Annotated in this window: 16 protein-coding genes and 1 pseudogene; 9 read left to right on the top strand and 8 right to left on the bottom strand. The window is 73.6% G+C overall.

The annotated features are described in order from the left end of the window. Positions 1 to 128: 128 nt before the first annotated feature. Positions 129 to 3,620: a M28 family peptidase gene (locus ACZ4TG_RS32815; protein ID WP_468170354.1), complete on the top strand. Its 3,492-nt coding sequence runs from the start codon at positions 129 to 131 to the stop codon at positions 3,618 to 3,620. Positions 3,621 to 3,750: 130 nt separating this feature from the next. Further along, a complete protein-coding gene (locus ACZ4TG_RS32810; protein WP_468170076.1) occupies positions 3,751 to 4,869 on the top strand; it encodes a PP2C family protein-serine/threonine phosphatase in 1,119 nt (372 codons plus the stop codon). 92 nt (positions 4,870 to 4,961) lie between these two features. On the opposite strand, the gene ACZ4TG_RS32805 is transcribed toward ACZ4TG_RS32810, so the two are convergent. After that, a complete protein-coding gene (locus ACZ4TG_RS32805; RefSeq protein ID WP_468170073.1) occupies positions 4,962 to 6,170 on the bottom strand; it encodes an amino acid aminotransferase in 1,209 nt (402 codons plus the stop codon). Beyond that, entirely contained in the window at positions 6,163 to 7,161 is a 999-nt protein-coding gene (locus tag ACZ4TG_RS32800) for a DMT family transporter (RefSeq protein WP_468170070.1), read from the bottom strand. The genes ACZ4TG_RS32805 and ACZ4TG_RS32800 overlap by 8 nt, the downstream gene beginning before the upstream one ends. A gap of 129 nt (positions 7,162 to 7,290) precedes the next feature. On the opposite strand from ACZ4TG_RS32800, the gene ACZ4TG_RS32795 reads away from it, so the two are divergent. Both ACZ4TG_RS32795 and ACZ4TG_RS32790 read left to right on the top strand, forming a co-directional pair. Further along, positions 7,291 to 7,761: an Lrp/AsnC family transcriptional regulator gene (locus tag ACZ4TG_RS32795; protein WP_468170067.1), complete on the top strand. Its 471-nt coding sequence runs from the start codon at positions 7,291 to 7,293 to the stop codon at positions 7,759 to 7,761. A 297-nt stretch (positions 7,762 to 8,058) separates the two neighbouring features. Beyond that, on the top strand, positions 8,059 to 9,561 hold the full coding sequence (locus tag ACZ4TG_RS32790; protein ID WP_468170064.1) for an FUSC family protein: 1,503 nt from the start codon (positions 8,059 to 8,061) through the stop codon (positions 9,559 to 9,561). 17 nt (positions 9,562 to 9,578) lie between these two features. Here ACZ4TG_RS32790 and ACZ4TG_RS32785 read toward each other — a convergent pair. After that, positions 9,579 to 9,884, bottom strand: a pseudogene (locus ACZ4TG_RS32785) (cation:proton antiporter); the annotation flags it as partial. A gap of 70 nt (positions 9,885 to 9,954) precedes the next feature. On the opposite strand from ACZ4TG_RS32785, the gene ACZ4TG_RS32780 reads away from it, so the two are divergent. The 3 genes from ACZ4TG_RS32780 (at position 9,955) to ACZ4TG_RS32770 (ending at position 12,578) form a co-directional block, all read left to right on the top strand. Further along, positions 9,955 to 10,086: a hypothetical protein gene (locus ACZ4TG_RS32780; RefSeq protein WP_468170378.1), complete on the top strand. Its 132-nt coding sequence runs from the start codon at positions 9,955 to 9,957 to the stop codon at positions 10,084 to 10,086. A gap of 229 nt (positions 10,087 to 10,315) precedes the next feature. Further along, the gene (locus tag ACZ4TG_RS32775) at positions 10,316 to 11,455 is read left to right on the top strand and encodes a nitric oxide synthase oxygenase (RefSeq protein WP_468170061.1); all 1,140 of its coding nucleotides are present in this window, start codon (positions 10,316 to 10,318) and stop codon (positions 11,453 to 11,455) included. A gap of 55 nt (positions 11,456 to 11,510) precedes the next feature. Next, positions 11,511 to 12,578: a lactonase family protein gene (locus tag ACZ4TG_RS32770; protein ID WP_468170058.1), complete on the top strand. Its 1,068-nt coding sequence runs from the start codon at positions 11,511 to 11,513 to the stop codon at positions 12,576 to 12,578. Between the two features lie 122 nt (positions 12,579 to 12,700). Here the strand turns inward: ACZ4TG_RS32770 and ACZ4TG_RS32765 are convergent, their stop codons facing one another. From ACZ4TG_RS32765 to ACZ4TG_RS32755, 3 genes are all read right to left on the bottom strand, one after another. Next, positions 12,701 to 13,618 carry a sirohydrochlorin chelatase gene (locus ACZ4TG_RS32765; RefSeq protein ID WP_468170055.1) on the bottom strand — a complete coding sequence of 306 codons (918 nt, stop codon included), beginning with the start codon at positions 13,616 to 13,618 and terminating at the stop codon, positions 12,701 to 12,703. A 123-nt stretch (positions 13,619 to 13,741) separates the two neighbouring features. Then, the gene (locus ACZ4TG_RS32760; RefSeq protein WP_468170052.1) at positions 13,742 to 14,428 is read right to left on the bottom strand and encodes a uracil-DNA glycosylase; all 687 of its coding nucleotides are present in this window, start codon (positions 14,426 to 14,428) and stop codon (positions 13,742 to 13,744) included. Between the two features lie 27 nt (positions 14,429 to 14,455). Then, a complete protein-coding gene (locus ACZ4TG_RS32755; RefSeq protein WP_468170049.1) occupies positions 14,456 to 15,544 on the bottom strand; it encodes a WD40/YVTN/BNR-like repeat-containing protein in 1,089 nt (362 codons plus the stop codon). Positions 15,545 to 15,801: 257 nt separating this feature from the next. Here ACZ4TG_RS32755 and ACZ4TG_RS32750 point away from each other — a divergent pair, with 257 nt between their 5' ends. Both ACZ4TG_RS32750 and ACZ4TG_RS32745 read left to right on the top strand, forming a co-directional pair. Beyond that, a complete protein-coding gene (locus ACZ4TG_RS32750) occupies positions 15,802 to 16,902 on the top strand; it encodes an NADH:flavin oxidoreductase/NADH oxidase (protein ID WP_468170046.1) in 1,101 nt (366 codons plus the stop codon). A gap of 132 nt (positions 16,903 to 17,034) precedes the next feature. Next, positions 17,035 to 17,436, top strand: coding sequence for an ArsR/SmtB family transcription factor (locus tag ACZ4TG_RS32745; protein ID WP_468170043.1), 402 nt, complete (start codon positions 17,035 to 17,037; stop codon positions 17,434 to 17,436). Between the two features lie 124 nt (positions 17,437 to 17,560). Here the strand turns inward: ACZ4TG_RS32745 and ACZ4TG_RS32740 are convergent, their stop codons facing one another. Beyond that, on the bottom strand, positions 17,561 to 18,946 hold the full coding sequence (locus tag ACZ4TG_RS32740) for an FAD-dependent oxidoreductase (protein WP_468170041.1): 1,386 nt from the start codon (positions 18,944 to 18,946) through the stop codon (positions 17,561 to 17,563). 52 nt (positions 18,947 to 18,998) lie between these two features. Then, positions 18,999 to 19,661, bottom strand: coding sequence for a DUF305 domain-containing protein (locus ACZ4TG_RS32735; RefSeq protein WP_468170038.1), 663 nt, complete (start codon positions 19,659 to 19,661; stop codon positions 18,999 to 19,001). Positions 19,662 to 19,737: the final 76 nt, after the last annotated feature.

The following is a 19,737-nucleotide window of genomic DNA, read 5'->3' as shown; positions in this document are numbered from 1 at the left end:
CCATAACGCGGGTCTTATGCCCGCAGGGATGTCCCAATCTCGCCATGTCCACGTCCATACTCGGCGGCGAACAGCCAGCCAGACCCCCCACACACGATCGGAGTGGACTCTTGCAGCCCACCAGATGGATGGCGTCCGCGGCCGCCATGGCGCTGACCGCGAGCCTCGCCGGCGCGCTGGCCGGCACCGCGTCGGCCACCCCGCAGAAGCAGGCCGAACCACCGAGATCCGCCGCGCGGGCGGTCGCCGCCGCCGACGCGGCCGTCCGCAGCGGCCTCGACACCCTCGTCAACTCGCCCCAGCAGCAGTACGACCGGCGCCTGGTCACCCCCTGGGTGCAGGACCTGTACTCCGTCGCCTACGAACGCAGCTACCGCGGCCTGCCGGTCGTCGGCGGCGACGCCGTGGTCCTCGCCGACGGCGAGGGGAAGATCCGCGCCCTGCAGTCCGCCTCCGCGACGGTGATCGACGTCGCGACCACCCCCACCGTCACCGCGAAGGCGGCCGAGGCCGCCTCCCGCGCCGAACTGGCCACGGTGGACAAGGTCCTCGACAGCCGGCTCGTCATCCGCCTCAAGGACGACAAGCCGGTCCTGGCCTGGGAGACCGTCCTCTCCGGCAGCACCAGGACCGCCCCGAGCAAACTGCACGTGTTCGTGGACGCCCGCACCGGCAAGATCGTCGACCGCCACGACGAGGTCGTCGCCGGCAGCGGCACCAGCAAGTGGAACGGCCCCGCTCCGCTCACGATCGACACCACCGCCTCGGGCGGCACCTACTCCCTGCGCGACCCGAACAGACCCGGTCTCAGCTGCGCCGACTACAGCACCGGCAGCGTCTTCTCGAAGTCCACCGACTCCTGGGGCAGCAGCAACGCCACCTCCAAGGAGACCGGCTGTACGGACCTCATGTTCGCCGCGCAGAAGCAGTGGGACATGCTCGGCCAATGGCTCGGCCGCAACGGGATCAGCGGCAACGGCCGCAGCTTCCCCGGCAAGGTCGGCCTGGGCGACCTCAACGCCTACTGGGACGGCAGCTCGGTCACCATCGGGCACAACAGCGCCAACGAGTGGATCGCCGGCGTGGACGTGGTGGGCCACGAGTACGGGCACGCCATCGACTCCAACACCCCCGGCGGCACCAGCGGCCAGGAGTCCGGACTGGGCGAGGGCACCGGTGACATCTTCGGCGCGCTCACCGAGGCCTACATCAACGAACCGGCCCCGTACGACGTCCCGGACTACACCGTCGGCGAGATGATCAACCTCCAGGGCCGCGGGCCGATCCGGAACATGTACAACCCGCCGGCCGTCAACAACGACCCGGCCTGCTACAGCTCCGCGATACCCGGCACCGAGGTGCACGCCGCCGCGGGCCCGCTCAACCACTGGTTCTACCTGCTCGCGGAGGGCACCAACCCCGGCGGCGGCAAGCCCAACAGCAGCACCTGCAACTCCAGCACGCTGACCGGCGTGGGCGTGCAGAACGCCGGCAAGATCTTCTACGGCGGGATGCTGCTCAAGACCAGCGGCATGTCCTACAAGAAGTACCGTACGGCGACCCTCAGCTCCGCCAAGTCGCTCGACCCGACCACCTGCAACCTCTTCAACAAGACCAAGGCCGCCTGGGACGCCATCAGCGTCCCCGCCCAGTCCGGCGACCCGACCTGCACCCCCAGCGGCCAGAACGACGACTTCTCGCTCGCCCTCAACCCGGCCTCGGGCACCGTCCAGCAGGGCGGCTCGGTCACCACCTCCGTGGCCACCAGCACCACCACCGGCCAGGCCCAGCAGGTGACCCTCAGCGCCACCGGCCTGCCGGCCGGGGTCACCGCCACCTTCAGCCCGGCCACCGTGCAGTCCGGCCAGTCCTCGACGCTGACCCTCTCCGCGAACTCCAGCGCGGCGCCCGGGACTTCCACCGTGGTCGTCAAGGGCCAGGGCCCGAGCCTGGCGCACACCGTCGACTACACGCTCAACGTGGGCGGCACCCCGCCCGGCACCACCCCGCCGGACATCAGCGTGGCCAACGTCCAGGCCCACCTGGCGCAGTTCAACACCATCGCCTCGCAGAACGGCGGCAACCGCCGCGCCGGCAGCGCCGGCTACACCCAGTCCCTCGCGTACGTGAAGGGCAAGCTCCAGGCCGCCGGCTACACCGTCACCGAGCAGAACTGCTCCTCCTGCACCTACCCGTCGAACAACCTGATCGCCGACTGGCCGGGCGGCCCCGCCGACCAGACGGTCATGTTCGGCGCCCACCTCGACGGCGTCTCCGCCGGCCCGGGCATCAACGACAACGGCTCCGGCTCCGCGACCCTGCTGGAGAACGCGCTGGTCCTGGCGCAGAAGAACCCCGCCACCCTGACCAAGCACGTGCGCTTCGCCTGGTGGACCGACGAGGAACAGGGCCTCAACGGCTCGGAGTTCTACGTCAACCAGCTCAGCAGCGCCCAGCGGTCGGCCATCAAGGGCTACTACAACTTCGACATGGTCGGCTCCACCAACGGCGGCTACTTCATCAACAACGTCAACTCCACTACCGCCGCCCCCCTCAAGGCGTACTGGACCTCACTGAACCTCGCTCCCGAGGAGAACACCGAGGGCCAGGGCCGCAGCGACGACTACTCCTTCCAGCAGGCCGGCATCCCCACCTCCGGCTACGCGGCCGGAGCCAGCGCCCGCAAGACCTCCGCGCAGGCCGCCAAGTGGGGCGGCACCGCGAACGCCGCGTACGACTCCTGCTACCACAGCGCCTGCGACACCACGAACAACATCAGCGCCACGGTCCTCGACCGCAGCGCCGACGGCGTCGCCTACGCCATCTGGAAGCAGGCCGTCGGCGGCGAGACCCCCGCGCAGGACTTCTCCCTCGCCACCAGCCCGGCCGCGGGCAGCGCCAACCCGGGCGGCAGCGTCACCTCCACCGTCAACACCAGCACCGTCAGCGGAGCCGCCCAGACCGTAGCCCTGAGCGTCTCCGGCGCGCCCTCCGGCGTGAGCGCCACGCTCAGCCCCGCCTCCGTGCAGTCCGGCCAGTCCTCGACCCTCTCCGTACAGGTCGGCGCGGGCACCGCGCAGGGCACGTACACCCTGACGGTCACCGGCTCCGGCACCGTCAGCCACACCACCACCTACACCCTGACCGTCTCAGGAGGCGGCGGCACCTGCACCCCGCGCCAGGTCGTCGCGAACGGCGGCTTCGAGAACGGCACCAGCCCCTGGAGCGCCACCACGGGCGTCATCACCAACCAGTCCGGCGAGGTCGCGCACAGCGGCTCGTACATGGCCTGGCTCAACGGCTGGGGCTCCCCCCGCACGGACAGCGCCTCCCAGTCGCTGGCCATCCCGTCGGGCTGCACCGTCCACCAGCTCTCCTTCTACCTCCACATCGACACCGACGAGAACGAGAACGTCGTGTACGACACCTTCAAGATCTCGGTCGGCGGCAAGACGCTGGAGACCCTGTCCAACGTCAACGCCAACTCCGGCTACGTCCTGAAGACCTACGACGTCTCCGCCTTCGCCGGCCAGACCGTCACCCTGCAGTTCCAGGGGGTCGAGGACCAGTCCCTCCAGACCTCCTTCGTGGTCGACGACGTCAGCCTCCAGGTCGGCTGACACCCGCCTGAACCTCCTTGCGGGCGGCGTCGGCCCCGGCCACACGGCCGGGGCCGGCGCCGCCCGTCCGCGTGCGCGCGCCACCGCGCGCCACTGCGCGCGAAGAGGAGGCCCGGTGTATCCAGGAGACATGGACCATCGGCCGCCGCACCCACGCACCCGCCGGTCCGGTGAACCGCGCGTCGCCCTGCTGGCGGTCCCCTTCGCGCTGATCGCGAGCGTCACCGTGGTCGACGTACTGGCGCCGCCCGATGTCCACCTGGGCCCCTTCCTGGTCGCCGCCCCGGCGCTCACCGCCTCCTTCGCAGGGCCCCGGATGACGGGCTTCGTCGGCGCGGTCGCGGTGCTCGCCCAGGTGGTCGTCGCCCTCGCGCGGACCAGCCTGACCGACCTCAACCACACCTTCCAGATCATCGCGCTGGTCCTGATCTCGGCGTTCGTGACCTTCTTCGCCCACCTGAGGGAGGTGCACGAGGCGCAGGTCAGCCAGCTGCGGTCGGTGGCCGAAGCCGCGCAGCAGGTGGTGCTCCGGCCGCTGCGCGAGCGGATGGGCCCGCTGCGGGTGGCCGCCGTCTACCTGGCGGCCGAGGCGGAGGCCCAGATCGGCGGCGACCTGTACGCCGCCGCACGGACCCGGCACGGCACCCGGCTGATCATCGGGGACGTCCGCGGCAAGGGCCTGGAAGCCGTGGGGGAGGCGGCCATCGTCCTCGGCGCCTTCCGCGCCGCCGCCCACCGGGAGGCCGGCCTGCCGGAGCTCGTCGCCCACCTGGAGGCGGCCGTCGCCGCCGACACGGAGGAGGGCCCGGCAACGCCCGACCGGCCCCCGGCGGAGGGGTTCACCACCGCTGCTGTGCTCGACATCCCCGACCGGGGGACGGTCCTGGAGCTCATCAGCTGCGGGCACCCGCCGCCCCTCCTGCTGCGCGGCGGCCGGGTCCTCCCGCTGGAGGTGGCCCACCCGGCGCCGCCCCTGGGCCTCTCGGAGTTCGCGGACGCCGGCCCCACCGCGCAGCCCTTCTCCTTCGAGCCCGGTGACCTGCTTCTGCTGTACACGGACGGGGTCATCGAGGCGCGCGACGCGTCCGGCGCCTTCTACCCGCTCGCGGACCGGGCGGCCGACTGGCCCGGCGACGGCCCGGACGCCCTGCTGCGCCACCTGTGCGCGGACCTGCTCAGGTACGCCCCGGGCGGCAGCCTGGGGGACGACGCGGCGATGGTGGCCATCGAGCACGTCGGCGGGTCCTAGGCCGGGTGTCAGGCCGGTCAGACCGCCCGGCCTGCCCGGCCTGCCCGGCCTGACACCTACGGACAGCCCTTGGGGCCCGGCGGCTCCGGACCTCAGGCCTCCGGCTCGGCCAGGACCGCCGCGATGCCCTGCGCCAGGCAGGGCACCCGGTGCGCCGGGATGCCCGCGATGTTGATCCGCCCCGAGGTCGTGCCGTAGATGGCGAACCGGCTGCGCAGCCGGAGCATCTGCCGCGGGCTGAGCGGCAGCATCGAGAACATCCCCTTCTGCCGAGCGAGCACATCCGCCTGCGGGCCCCAGCCCAGGGCGCCGAGGCCCGAGACCAGGTCGCGCCGGTTGTCCGTGATCCGGACCCGCATGGCATCCAGCTCGGCCTGCCAGGCGGCCCGCAGTCCGTCGTCCTCCAGGACGGCCGTGACGATGGCGGCCCCGTGCTCCGGAGGCATCGAGTAGAGGGTGCGCGCGGCGTTCTGCAGCGCCGTCTCGGCGTGCCGCAGCGACTCGCGGGAGGCGCCGATGACCACCGCGCAGCCCGTGCGGTCGCTGTAGAGGCCGAAGTTCTTCGAGCAGCTGATGGCGATGAGCATCTCCGGCACCCGCTCCGCGAGCATCCGCGTCGGGGCCAGGTCCGCCTCCAGCCCGTCGCCGAGGCCGTGGTACGCCAGATCGACGAACGGAACCCAGCCGGCGTGCACCGCGAGCCCGGCCAGTTCCTCCCAGGCCTCGGCGGAGGGGTCGACGCCGGTGGGGTTGTGGCAGCAGCCCTGGATCAGGACGACGTCGTCGCGGCGCGCGCCGGCCAGGTCCCGGAGCATGCCCGCCGTGTCGGGGCGGCCCTCGGCGTCGGCCCAGGCGTACGTCCGCACGGTCAGGCCGGCCGCCTCCAGGATGGGCCGGTGGTTGACGTAGGCCGGATCGCTGATCCACACCGTGGTGCCGGGGCGGGTCCGGCAGATCAGGTCGGCCAGCAGCCGCAGGGCGCCGCTGCCCGCCACGGTCTGGACCGCCACGGCCCGCTCGGCCGGTCCGGCCCCGGACCCGGACCCGGACCCCAGCACCAGCGACAGCATCGCGCGGTTGAAGGCGGCGTTCCCGGACAGCCCGCGGTACTCCTTCGAGGCGGAACGTTCCGCCAGGCGTATCTCCGCCTCGCGCACGGCCGCCATCACCGGCGTGCCGCCCGTCTGGTCGCGGTACACGCCGAGGACGAGGTTCAGCCGCTCGGGCCGTGCGTCGGCGCCGAACGCCTCGGTCAGGTCCCAGAGCGGGTCGACGGGGGGCGGCAGGAGGAGCTCAAGCATCTGCGGGGACCTCGGGCAGGGATCGGGGGTGGGGGCTGGGGCTGGGGCGGGGGCGGGGACGGCGGTTGGCGAGCACGACGCCGGCGGTGATGAGGGGTACGCCGACGAGCACGGCGAGGGTCGGCGACTCACCGAGCAGGGGTATGGCGAGCAGGACGACGGCGACCGGGCTCAGGCTCCCGACGACGGAGCTGCGCTCCGCGCCGAGCCGGCGGATGGCGAACGCGTACAGCAGGCCGGCGCACAGTCCGACCCCGAGGCCCTGCACCACCAGGAACAGCAGGACGTCGCTGCCGGCCGCGGACGCGAAGCCGGTGGGCAGCACCCCGGTGAGGACCAGGAGCGCCATCACCGTGACCGACGGCAGGCACAGCAGCCCGATCGACCCGACGGGATCGAGGTCCACCTCCTTGAGCCCCACCGTGTACAGGGCCCACAGCCCGCTGGCGACCAGCAGCAGCCCGGCGCCGCCCAGCACGTCCGTGTGCAGCGGGACGACGTGCCGCCAGACCAGGGCGAGGACACCGGACGCGATCAGCGCGAGGCCGGCCGCCTGCGTCCCCCGGGGCGCGCCGCGCCCGCCCGCGACCATGAGGCCGGAGACGAACAGCGGGACCATCCCGGGCACGATCGAGCCGACGAACGCGGCCGAGGTGAGCGAGCCGCCCTGCATCGCCGCCAGGAAGAACGGCACCCCCGCCCCGCAGATGATCTTCGCGGCGGCTGCCGGGCGCACCGCCGCGATCCGCCGGCGACGCCGCCACAGCGCGGGAGCCAGGACGACGACCGGGACGCCGAACCGCAGCAGCGCCGCGTCGGCGGGCAGCAGGGAGGAGGCGCTCAGGGCCCGGGCGCTGAGCGCGAAGGCCGCCCAGATCAGCACCGTGACCACCAGCGCCAGCATGCCTTCCGCCTGCGGCGAGAGCCGGCGGCGGCCCGCGGCCGGCCCGTGCGGGGGCGCCGTCGCGGGCGGGGTGCTCTGCGTGACCAAGGGGGGTTTCCTCCAGCCTCAGGGGCCGGATCCGGCCATGAGGCAACGCTAGGGCTTTCCCCGGGGCAGACGATTGCCAGTTCTGCCTCTCCGGCATAGCTTGGGGGCAGAATCTGCCAAGGAGCACCGATGGACGCAGTCGATCTGCAGATCATCCGCGAGTTGCAGGCCGACGGACGGCTGTCCAACCAGGACCTCGCCGACCGGGTCCGGCTGTCCCCCTCGCCCTGCCTGCGCCGGGTCCGGCGGCTGGAGGAGGCCGGCCTCATCCGGGGCTACACGGCCATGGTCGACCAGGTCCGCTTCGGACTCCCCATCACCGTCTTCGTCCGGATACGGCTGGAACGCCACACCGGCGAGGCCGTCAGGGTCTTCGAGGAACACGTCGCGGGGATCGAGCACATCCAGGACTGCTACCTGATGGCGGGCAGCAGCGACTACCTGCTCCGGGTCGTCATCGAGAGCCTCCAGGCGTACGAGGCGCTGGTGCGCGACCGCATCCACGCCATTCCCGGCATCGCCTCGATCGAGTCGAGCTTCGCGTACGGCAGCGTGAAGCAGTCCCGCACGTATCCGAGCCCCACGGGTCGCAACACCTAGCCGTGAGACGGCCTGGCCCGCACCGGACAGTGGCCTGTTGGCCCGCATCCGGCCGAAGATCGCGGCATTTGTGTGTGCCAATGGCCCAGTCATCCGCTCGTGTGTTGAGCCAGTGGGCCCGCAGATGGTTATCTGTGCCCTATCCATGTACTTACGGCGCCACGCAGCGCCGGACGGCAACGAGGCCGGTCCGGACCGTGGCGCCTTCGCCGTGCCTGCACACCGCCCACCACCCCCGGGCGGCCGCCGGCCCGGCGTGCGCCATCGCAAGGGGGGCGGCACACCGCCGTGAAGAGGATGTTCGTAGCTCCGGATCCGGGGCGTACCAGACTCAGGAACTCGCTGCGCGCGGTGCTCGGCATCGCGCTCGCCGTCGCCTCGGCCGAAGTGGCCGGGCTCTCCCTCACCGCCTCCATCACGGGGGGACTGGCGGCCCTGCTGGCCCTCTTCACCGTCCTCGACGCCACCGTGCGCGCCCAGCGGGTGACCACCGCCCTGCTGCCCCTCGCCGGCTTCCCCGTCCTGGCCCTGGCCACCACCCTGCACGGAACGCCCCTCGCCCGGGACACCGCCTTCCTCGCCGTCGTCCTCGTCGGCGTCTACGCACGCCGCTGGGGCCCGCGCGGCCACGCGCTCGGCGTCTTCGCCTTCATGAGCTTCTTCACCACGCAGTTCCTGCACGCCGTCCCCGCCCAGCTGCCCGAGCTGTTCGCCGCCGTCGGGCTGGCGCTGCTCGCGGCCGGCACGGTGCGGTTCGTGCTCTGGCCGATCGAACGCCGTACGCCCCCCGCCGCCACGCCGCCCGGTCTGCCGGGCACCGGCCTGGCGCGGACCACCACCCGGCAGGCCCTCCAGGCCACCGCCGCCTGCGCCGTCGCGCTCGGAGTGGGCCAGGTGCTCTCCGAGGACCGCTGGTACTGGGCCGTCGGCACGGTCTGGTGGATCTTCGTCAACACCGCCTCGCGCGGGGAGACCCTGGTCCGCGGCTTCCGCCGGGTCCTCGGCACCGTCATCGGGATCGGCGCCGGCCTGCTGATCGCCATTCCGCTGGACGGCGCGCCCGCGCCGACCGCCGTACTGGTCGCCGTGTGCGTCTTCGGGATCTTCTACACCGCGCCCGTCTCGTACAGCTGGATGATGTTCGCCGTGACGGTGATGGCGGGACTGCTCTACGGCCTCCTCGGGGTCCTGGACCCCGCCCTGCTCGTGCTGCGCTTCCAGGAGACGGCCGTCGGCGCGACGTGCGCCGCACTGGCCGTGATCCTCGTCCTGCCCGTCACCACCCACGCGACGAACGACGCCTGGATCCAGCGCGCCCTGCTCTGCGTCCGCACGTGCACCGCCGAGGCCGCCGCCCGGCTCGCCGGCTCTCCCGTCGCGGACCCCGCCCCGCACGCCGCCGAACTGGAGCTGCTGTTGGCACGGGTACGGCTCTCCCTGGCCCCGCTGGTGCATCCGCTCAGCCCCTACCGGGCCCGCAAGGCCCGCGCGCGCCGCGTACTGGCCCTGCTCGACGAGTGCGCGGGGGAGGTGCGCGGCCTGGTGGCCGTGGCCGCCGACCCGGACGCCAGCCACGACGCCCGGCTCGCGGCGGCCTGCTGGCGCGTCGAGGCGGCGGTGGAGGCGCTGACCTCGCCCGAGGCGGCGCCCGGGACCGGCGGCAGGCCTTCCACCGCCCCGGCCCCCGAAGCGCACGCCGCCGAGCCCGCGCTCGCGCACCTGCACGGCCTGGAGCGGCTCCTGACCCAGCTCGACGCCCCCCTGCGCACCCCCGCCCGGACCCCCCTGGTCGGCGCCTGAGCCGCGCCGGGCGCCCCTCAGGTACGCCCGGCCGGATCCCGCTCCGGTCCGGGCCCCAGGGCCCCCGCCGGGGCGGGAATCACGGCCGGCCGCCGCCCCGGCCTCCCGCGCCACCCGGCGACGCCGGCGGCCAAGCGCCGCGGCCCCGGCCTCCCGAGCCACCAGGTGACGCAGGCGGCCAAGGGCTCGGTGCAGCGGGCGGTGAGCGGTCCGAGGACGTACGCGGTCGCCGGCGGGCCGAGCGCCGGCTCGATGCCCGCGGTGACGGCCGGCCCGGCGATCACGATGGATCGACCGGCCCCCAGCCCATGAGCACGGCCGCGGCGGCGCTGGGTACCGCGTTCAGGGCGAAGCCGAGCAGCCCGGCCGGGTTGCGGCCCGTGCGTCCCGTCGGTGGGAATCTGCGACCCGCAGCAGTGCGGGCGGTCCGACGCCGGACCGGACCTCACGGTCGTCGCCGAGGCCGCCGATGGAGCCGAGGCCGTAGCCCTGGCGCGGAGCGCCGACGGCCTCATCGAGCCGTGACCCCGAACCCCGGGTGGCCGGAAATTTCCGAACTCCTGGGCGACGGCCGGATATTACGCCGACTCGGGTCCCGTCCGCAGGGCAACCGTCGAAGATCACTCGGAGGGGTGTTCCGGATGCGGCTGAGACGCGCCGCTGACCAGCGACATGTACAACGGGTGATTGTTCATTGCACATTCATCCGGCATGTACAGGGTGGATCTGGTCGGACAGGGGGTAACCGCCCGTAATGGAAATTCTTCAACAGCGCTCGAGCACCGCACAGGTGTGGGAAGCGGCCGAGGAGTTCATCCGACTCTTCCACCGGGAGAATCCGGAAGCCGGTGATCCGCGTGCCCGGCTCGCCGCCGTACGGGCCGAGCTCGCCGGGACCGGCACCTACCGGCACACCCGGCAGGAACTGGTCCACGGGGCCCGCGTGGCCTGGCGCAACAGCAACCGCTGCATAGGCAGGCTCTACTGGAACTCGCTGCGCGTCCGCGACCGCCGCGAGCTGACCGAGGCCGAGGACATCGCCGGGGAGTGCTTCGCGCACCTGCGCGAGGCCACCAACGGCGGGCGCGTCCGGCCCACCATCACCGTGTTCGCCCCGGACGCCCCGGGCCGCCCCGGCCCGCTGATCTGGAGCGAGCAGCTGGTCCGGTACGCCGGCTATGGCGACCACCCCTCCATAACCGTCGGCGACGCCCGCAACGCCGCCCTCACCGGCGCGCTGCTGGGCCTCGGCTGGTCCGGCGGCCCGGGCACCCCCTTCGACCTCCTGCCGCTCGTGGTCCAGGGCGTGGACGACAAGCCGCGCTGGTTCGACACCCCGGCCGACGCCGTGCTGGAGGTCCCGATCAGGCACCCCGACGACGCCGACGACTGGGCGGACTGGGGTCTGCGCTGGCACGCCGTTCCCGCCATCTCCAACATGTGCCTGGAGGTCGGCGGCATCCACTACCCCGCCGCCCCGTTCAACGGCTGGTACATGGGCACCGAGATCGGCGCCCGCAACCTCGCCGACACCGACCGCTACAACCTGCTCCCCGCCGTCGCCCGCAGACTCGGGCTGGACACCTCCACCGACCGCTCGCTCTGGAAGGACCGCGCGCTCGTCGAGCTCAACCGGGCGGTGCTGGACTCCTTCGACCGGGCCGGGGTGACCATCGCCGACCACCACACCGAGTCCCGGCGCTTCCTGTCGCACCTGGACCGGGAGGAACGCAAGGGCCGTCAGGTGGGGGCCGACTGGTCCTGGATCGTGCCCCCGATCTCCGGCTGCGCCACCCCGGTGTTCCACCGGACGTACGAGGACCGGCCGAGCGCGACGGCGTACGTGCACCATTCCGGTGCCCAGGAACGCGCCCAGGGACGGGACTTGGTCTAGACCTTCTGTTACCGTCGGATCCGGACGGATCCGGAACGGCGGAAAAGAGGCACCGGTGGACGGCGCGCTCAGCACGGACCAAAGCGGCGGACACCGGGCCTACATCGGCTCGTTCACCTCGGGGGGCGGCCGCGGTGTCACCACCGCGGCCGTGGATCCGCTCACCGGGGCGCTGACCCCGCTCTCGGCCACCGCCGCCGTCGCGGACCCCTCGTACCTCGCCCTCGCGGGGGAGACCGGGGTGCTCTACGCCGTCAGCGAGACCGGCCGGGGCGCGGTCGGCGCCTTCGGTGCCACCGCGGACGGGCTCGCCCCGCTGGGCCCGGCCGTCGGCGTCGGCGGCTCCGGCCCCACCCACCTCAGCGTCGTCGGCCGGCGGCTGCTGACCGCCAACTACACCTCGGGCGGGGTCAGCAGCCTGCCGCTCACCGCCGACGGCCGAGTCGGCGGGCCCGCCACCGTCCTCGCCCACCGTGGATCGGGGCCCGACCCCGACCGGCAGGAGGCCCCGCACGCGCACCAGGTGCTGCCCGACCCCACCGGCCGCTGGGTGCTCAGCGTGGACCTGGGCACCGATTCCGTACGGGTCTGCGTGCTCGACCCGGCCACCGGGGAGCTGCGGCCGCACGCCGAGGCCGCGCTGCGCGCCGGGACGGGTCCGCGCCACCTCGCCTTCCACCCGGAGGGGGCGGTGGTCTACGTACTGCACGAGCTGGAGCCGCAGCTGACCGTCTGCCGGTGGAACGCGGCATCCGGGCAACTGGAACCGGTCGCCGAGGTTCCGGTCGGCTCCGGGGGCCCTTCAGGCGCCGTGCGGGCCTATCCCTCGGCCGTGGTCGCCTCGCCCGACGGGCGTTTCCTCTGGGCGGCGGTGCGCGGCACGGACACCCTGGTCACCTTCTCGCTCGCCGCGGGAGCCGAGAAGCCGCAGCTCACCGGCACCGTCCCGTGCGGCGGGAACTGGCCGCGCGACCTGGCCGCCGATCCCGCGGGACGCAGGCTGTACGCGGCCAACGAGCGCTCCGGGGACGTCACCTGGTTCGACGTGGACCCGCTGACCGGGGAGCCGCACCGGGCCGGCTCGGTCGCGGTGCCCGCCGCCACCTGCGTGGTCTTCGGCTGAGCCGGCCGCCGGTCGCCGGCCGGCGACCGGCGTACCGACGTACCGGCGTACCGGCCGCGCATACGGGAGGGCCCGCGCCCCGGAACTCCGGTGTGCGGGCCCTCCCGTGCGCGTGCGGTCGGTCAGTGCGCGCCGGCGGCCAGGCTGATCCCCAGCGCCGCGCTGTACTGGGTGACGGCCAGCTTGCCGAGCGCCGGGTAGGCCCCGAGCACGTCGGCGGTGGCGCAGTCGGCCTCCTTGCAGGCCGTGTCCAGCAGTCCCTCGGCCGCCTCCGGGCCGATCAGGTACGGGGCCAGCGCGAGCTGCGTCGAGCCCTCGGCGCGCAGCTGCTCGGCGATCGCCGCCACCGAGCCCTCCTGGTCCAGCGCCGCGGCCTTCACCGGCACCGCGAGGCGGGCGGCGAGCAGCATGCCGGAGATCCCGGCGGCCTGGACGGCCTCCTCGCCGCCGGTGGTGGCCAGGATGATGCCGTCGGCGGCCGTGGTCACCGTGAACAGCCGGGCCCGGTCGGCGCGGGCCAGCCCGGCCTCCGACAGCCGGACGTGCAGGCCCTCGGCGAGCAGCGGGTGCGGACCGAGTACGTCGGCCAGCTCGGCGGCGGCCGAGGACTCCATCAGCGCCTGGCGGGTCCGGCGCAGCAGGTCGCCGTCGGGGCCGGCCAGCAGGGGCACGACCACGGCGTCCGGACCGGTGGGCGCGGGCACCTCCTGGCCGATGGCGCGGGCGAACTCCGCACGGGCGGCGCGTTCGTGCGCGACGGCGGTCAGTACGCCGGAGAGCGAGGGGAACTCGGAACCTTCGGTGTCGTCACCTTCGAGGTAGCCGATTCGGGCGTCCAGGCCCGGCAGCTCGGAGCGGCCGATGCTGATGATCTCTTCCGCGAGCCCACGCGAGGCGGCCGAGGGGGCACCGGGCACGGCGAGCACCAGCGCGGGCGCGCCCTCGGGGGCCACCGCGGGCTCGGGTCGGCGGTGCCGTCCGGCAGGGCGGTGCGGCTTTCGTACGGGCAGGCCATTGTCGGGCCCAGTGGGGGAGCTCATGGCGCCGCATGCTACTGGCTTATCGGAACGGGGTGTTCGGTCAGGGCCGGTTCCGGCGGCTTCTGTCCGTATTTATCCGATGAATGTCGTATACGGTTCAACTGTACTGATCGGCTGTGCCGATCAACTGGCGGCCGGCAGACGCCAGTCAACCGGCTGCGCACCCTGCTGGACCAGCAGGTCATTCGTCCTGCTGAACGGCCTGGAGCCGAAGAATCCGTTGGCCGCGGACATGGGGGAGGGGTGCACCGACTCCACGGCCGGCAGGTCGCCCAGCAGCGGCCGCAGGTTGCGGGCGTCCCGGCCCCACAGCACCGACACCAGGGGCTTGCCGCGCGCCGCCAGAGCCCGGATGGCCTGCTCGGTGACCGCCTCCCAGCCCTTGCCGCGATGGCCGCCCGTCTTGCGGGGGGCGGTGGTGAGCGAGCGGTTCAGCAGCAGTACGCCCTGACGGGTCCACGGGGTCAGGTCGCCGTTCAGCGGCCGGCCCGTCCCGAGGTCCGCGTGCATCTCGCGGAAGATGTTGTCCAGGCTGGGCGGCCACGGGCTCACCTCGGGCGCCACCGAGAAGGACAGGCCCATCGCGTGCCCCGGGGTGGGGTACGGGTCCTGCCCGACGATCAGCACCTTCACCTCGTCGAAGGGCTGCTGGAAGGCGCGCAGGACGTTCGCCCCGGCGGGGACGTACGTCCTGCCCGCCGCGATCTCGGCGCGCAGGAAGTCGCCCATCGCGGCGATCTGCGCCGCCACCGGCTCCAGAGCCCGGGCCCAGCCCGGCTCGACGATCTCGTTCAACGGTCGTGCTGCCACGGTCGATCACTCTACTGGCTCAATCCGTCACCGCAGGACCGCTGCCCGTACGCACAGCACGTCCGGCAGGTGCCCGGCCAGCAGTTGCCAGCTGTCCCCGTCGTCACGGCTGGCGTACAGCTCGCCGTTGCGGTTGCCGAAGTAGACGCCCGCCGGGTCGGCGTCGTCCGTGCAGAGCGCGTCCCGCAGCACGGTCCCGTAGTGCTCCTCGGCCGGCAGCCCGCGCGTCAGGGGCTCCCAGCGGGCCCCCGCGTCGCGGGTGCGGAAGACCCGGCAGCGGTGCTCGGCCGGGACCCGGTCGGAGTCGGCGTTCAGCGGGAAGACGTAGGCCGTGTCCGGCCGGTGCGGGTGGGCGGCCACCGCGAAGCCGAAGTCGGACGGCAGCCCGGCGCCGATGTCCGTCCACTCGGCGCCCGCGTCGTCGCTGCGGTAGACCCCCCAGTGGTTCTGCAGGTACAGCCGGTCGGTGTTCCCGGCGTCCTGGGCGATCTTGTGCACGCACTGGCCGAACTCCGGGTTCGGGTCCGGCAGGAACACCGCGGAGACCCCGTGGTTGGACGGGCTCCAGCTCGCCCCGCCGTCCTTGGTCCGGAACACCCCGGCGGTCGAGACCGCCACCGTCACGGCGTCCGGGTCGGCGGGGTCGGTGATCACCGTGTGCAGGCCCTCACCGCCGCCGCCCGGCACCCAGCTCTTGCGGCTCGGGTGCTCCCACAGCGGCCGGACCAGCTCGAAGGACTCGCCGCGGTCGGCCGAGCGGAACAGCGCGGCCGGCTCGGTGCCCGCGTAGACCACGTCCGGGGCCTCGGGTCCGGCCGGATGCAGCTGCCACACCCGCTCCAGCGAGGCGCCGGTGTCCCGCGGGAACTTCACGGCGGCCGCGGCGGGCTCGTGCCAGCTCGCCCCCAGGTCGTCGGAGCTGAAGACGGAGGGCCCCCAGTGCGAGCTGTCCCCGCCCACCAGCAGCCGGGGCGCGGCCCCCCGCGTGTCGATCGCGACCGCCGACACCGCCTGGGCGTTGAAGTGCGGCCCGTCGAACTCCCAGGGGCCGGCGCCCTTGCGCCGGCCGATGAAGAGCCCCTTGCGGGTACCCGCGAGCAGTAGCACGTCGGACATGGCCGACACCTCCGGACGTCTTTGTCCTTCACGGCAGCTTTCGGTCAGTCTGCACCCGGCCACCGACAACGGCACGCAACGACAGCCCCGGCCTCCGCCCGGACCGGGCAGACCCCTGTTCCCACACGAGCGGTTCCGCCGTCACGCCCCGGTTGTACGAGAACTCTCGTAGTACGAGGAAATTCGTAGTACGGTAACTCTCGTACTTAGCCGCCGAGCGGACCTCGGCGAGCGTCCGGTGACATCTGGAGAGCCTGATGAGTGCTGCCCCCGCTGCGTTTGCCGCCCTTTTCCAGCCCTACACGCTGCGGTCGGTGACCATCCCGAACCGTGTGTGGATGGCCCCGATGTGCCAGTACAGCGCCGAGGCGTTCGGTCCGAACGCCGGAGTGGCCCACGAGTGGCACTTCGCGCACTACGCGGCCCGCGCGGTCGGCGGCACCGGCCTGATCATCCAGGAGGCCACCGCCGTCTCCCCGGAGGGCCGGATCTCCCCCTACGACCTCGGCATCTGGAACGACACCCAGGTCGAGGCCCTGCGCCCGATCACCGCCTTCCTCAAGGCCCAGGGCGCCGTCCCCGGAATCCAGATCGGCCACGCCGGCCGCAAGGCCTCCACCGAGCGCCCCTGGAGGGGCGGCCGGGCCGTCGGGCCCGAGGAGCACGGCTGGCTGCCGAGCGCACCGAGTCCGCTGCCGTTCCACGAAGGCGATCCGGTGCCGCACGAGCTGACGGCCGACGAGATCCACGAGATCACGGGGCAGTTCGCGGACGCGGCCCGGCGCGCCCTCGCCGCCGGCTACGAGGTCGTGGAGATCCACGGCGCGCACGGCTACCTCATCGGCCAGTTCCTCTCCCCGTACAGCAACAAGCGCACCGACGAGTACGGCGGCTCCTTCGAGAACCGCACCCGCCTCGCCCTCGAAGTCGTCGACGCCGTACGGGCGGTGTGGCCCGAGGAGCTCCCGCTGCTCTTCCGGATCTCCGCCTCCGACTGGCTGGACGAGGCCGGCTGGACCGCGGACGACACGGTCCGGCTGGCCGGGCTGCTCCAGGAGCACGGCGTGGACCTGCTCGACGTCTCCTCCGGCGGCCTCGCCCCGCACGCGAAGATCCCGGTCGGCCCCGGCTACCAGGTGCCCTTCGCGGCCCGGGTCAAGGCGGGGACCAGCCTGCCGGTGGCCGCCGTCGGCCTCATCACCGAGCCGGCCCAGGCCGAGAAGATCCTCGCCAACGGGGAGGCCGACGCGGTCCTGCTCGGCCGCGAACTGCTCCGCGACCCGTACTGGGCCCGCCGCGCGGCGTCCGAGCTGGGCGGGGAGCCCCGCACGCCCTCCCCGTACCACCGGGCCTGGTGAAGCGGCCGGCCCGGGCCGCAACGGCCCGGGCCGACCGACTCCGGTCCTACGACATCTCTCGTACCATGGCGTGACGGCCGACGCCGTCGCGGCCGACGGCGTGAGCGCCCATCCAGTGAGCGGAGCAGGGACATGGCGGAACGTGACACCACCCGCGCGCTCGCCCACCCCGAGCTCGCCGAGATCCGGCTGGAGGGCGTGCTGCACGCGCTCTCCGACCCGCTGCGGCTGTCCATCGTCCGGGACCTGGCCTCCTCGGACACCGAACTGGCCTGCTCCCACTTCGTGCTGCCGGTCACCAAGTCCACGACCACGCACCACTTCCGGGTCCTGCGCGAGAGCGGCGTGGTCCGCCAGACGTACGTGGGCACCACCAAGCTGAACGGCCTGCGCCGCAGCGATCTGGCGGTCCTCTTCCCCGGTCTCCTGGACAGCGTCCTCACGGCCGCCGCCGCCGAGGAATCGCGGCTGAAGAGCGCGGTCCGGGCCGGGCTCGCGGTGCGGCCCGCGCTGTCGGAGCAGGCCGGGGTCTGAGGCCCGCAGGGGCCGGAGCAGGCCGGGGTCTGAGGCCCGCGGGAGCCGGAGCAGGCCGGGGTCTGAGGCCCGCGGGAGCCGCAGCAGCCGGGGTTTGAGGCCCGTGGGGCCGGAGCCCCGCCAGCTATGCCCCCGGGCTGCCCGCCGCGCCCAGGAGTCCCTGCCAGTCCGGGATCTTGACCGAGCGGCGGCCCAGCGAGCGCCCCAGGTCGGCCTCGGCGACCTCGATGGCCAGCCAGCCCGGCCACTCCACGGGGTGCAGACCCGCCGCCCGCAGGGCGTCCAGCGGGTCGCCCGGGAGCTCGCGCCGGGCCAGCACTCCCGCGTCCTGGAGCAGCGAGGACGCCGTCTCCTTCGCGCACGGCCGGTTGGTGCCGATCACCCCGGTCGGGCCGCGCTTGATCCAGCCCGCCACGTACTCGCCGACCGAGGCCCGGCCCGCGCGCAGCACCCGGCCCGCCGCGTGCGGGACCGTGCCCCGCGCGGCGTCGAAGGGCAGGCCGGGCAGCGGTACGCCCTGGTACCCCACCGAGCGCAGCACCAGCCCGGCGGCGATGTCCTCGTACACGCCCGTCCCGGTCACCCCGCCGGCGCCGTCCGGGGCGGTCCGCTCGAACCGCATGCCGGTGACCCGTCCGTCAGGGCCGCCCAGCACCTCCACCGGCCGCAGGTAGAACCGCAGCGTGATGCTCCGTTGCGGCGCCGCCGTCGGTGCGGGAGCCGGGCCGTCCCCGTCGGCCGGCTCCGCCCAGGCCCGCAGCACCTCCAGGTTCCGCCGGTTCGCCGCGGGCAGTGCCGCCGCCGCGCCCGGGTCCGCGTACACCGGGTCCAGCGCGAGTTCGGCGGGGTCCACCCTCGCGGCCACCCCCGGCAGGGTGCCCAGCTCCCGCAGCTCCTTGGTGGTGAACTTGCCCTGGGAGGGCCCGCGTCGGGCCACCATCGAAACCTCCCGCACCCCGCTGGCCGCCAGCACGCCCAGCGCCTGCTGCGGCATGTCGGTCGGCGTCAGCTCGGGCGCGCCGCGGGCGAGGATGCGGGTCACGTCCACCGCGACGTTGCCGGCCCCCACCACGACCGCCGAGCGCACCCCGCCCAGGTCGAAGGCGGCGGCGTCCGGATGGCCGCTGTACCAGGACACGAAGGCCGTCGCGGAGTGCACCCCGGCCAGTTCCTCGCCGGGGATCCCCAGCAGCCGGTCCCGGGCGGCGCCCACGCAGTACACGACCGCGTGGTAGAGCTCCAGCAGCCGGGCCGTGGGCAGGGCGGGGCCGCCCACCTCCACGTTGCCGAGGAAGCGGATCCGCTCGTCCTCCAGCACCGTGCGCAGACTTCCGGTCAGCGACTTGATCTTCTCGTGGTCGGGGGCCACCCCGTAGCGCACGAGCCCGTACGGCGCCGGCAGCCGGTCCAGTACGTCGACCCGTACGCCGGGGACCTCACGCTGCTGGACCAGCGTCTGCGCGGCGTAGACCCCGCTGGGGCCCGAACCGACGACGGCGACACGAAGCACGGCGGAGCTCCTCCCGCAGGTGCTCCCAGCATGACACCGGGCCCGGCGCCCGTCAGCCCATCGCGCGCATCCGGTGGATCTCGGCGCTCTGGGTGGCCACCACCTCGGTCGCCATCTCCTCGACGGCGGTGTTGTTGCCCTGGGCCAGCGCCTCGCCGGCCATCTTGACGGCGCCCTCGTGATGGGCGGTCATCAGCTTGAGGAAGAGCCGGTCGAAGTCCGCGCCCCTGGCCCCGCTGAGCTCCTGGAGCTGCTGTTCGGTGGCCATGCCCGGCATCGCGGCGTGGTCGTGGGCCCCGGATCCGGCGGACGGGGCGGACGGCTGGGGGTAGCGCGCCAGCCATTTCTCCATCGCCCCGATCTCGGGCTGCTGGGCGGCGGAGATCCGCTCCGCGACCCGCTTGACCCCGTCGGCCGATGCCCGCTCCGGCGCGAGCGCGCTCATCCGCAGAGCCTGCCGGTGGTGCTCGACCATGTTCCGCACGTACGCCTGGTCGGCCGCGTTGGGGCTGTCGTCGGGCCGCTCCTTCGCGGCCTGCTCGGGCGAGATCGTCCGGGCCTTCTCGCCGGGTCTGCCGGGGGCCACGACCACCGGCTTGCCGTCGTCGGCCCCTTCCGGTCCGCCGTCGCCCCGGCAGGCGGTGAGGGTGAACAGGAGACCGGCGGCCAGAGCCGCTCCCAGGAATCGGCCGACTAATGCGTTTGCCATGTCCATGGAAAGGAAGATACTGCCGGGGTCCAGGTTCCGTTCCCAGGAAGAGCGGAACGTACGGGCCCCCACGGGAGGCACA

This window comes from Streptomyces sp. NPDC028314 (genome assembly GCF_055565795.1).
Note: the sequence above shows the minus strand (reverse complement) of the source record. Positions and strands in the feature narration are given on the sequence as shown.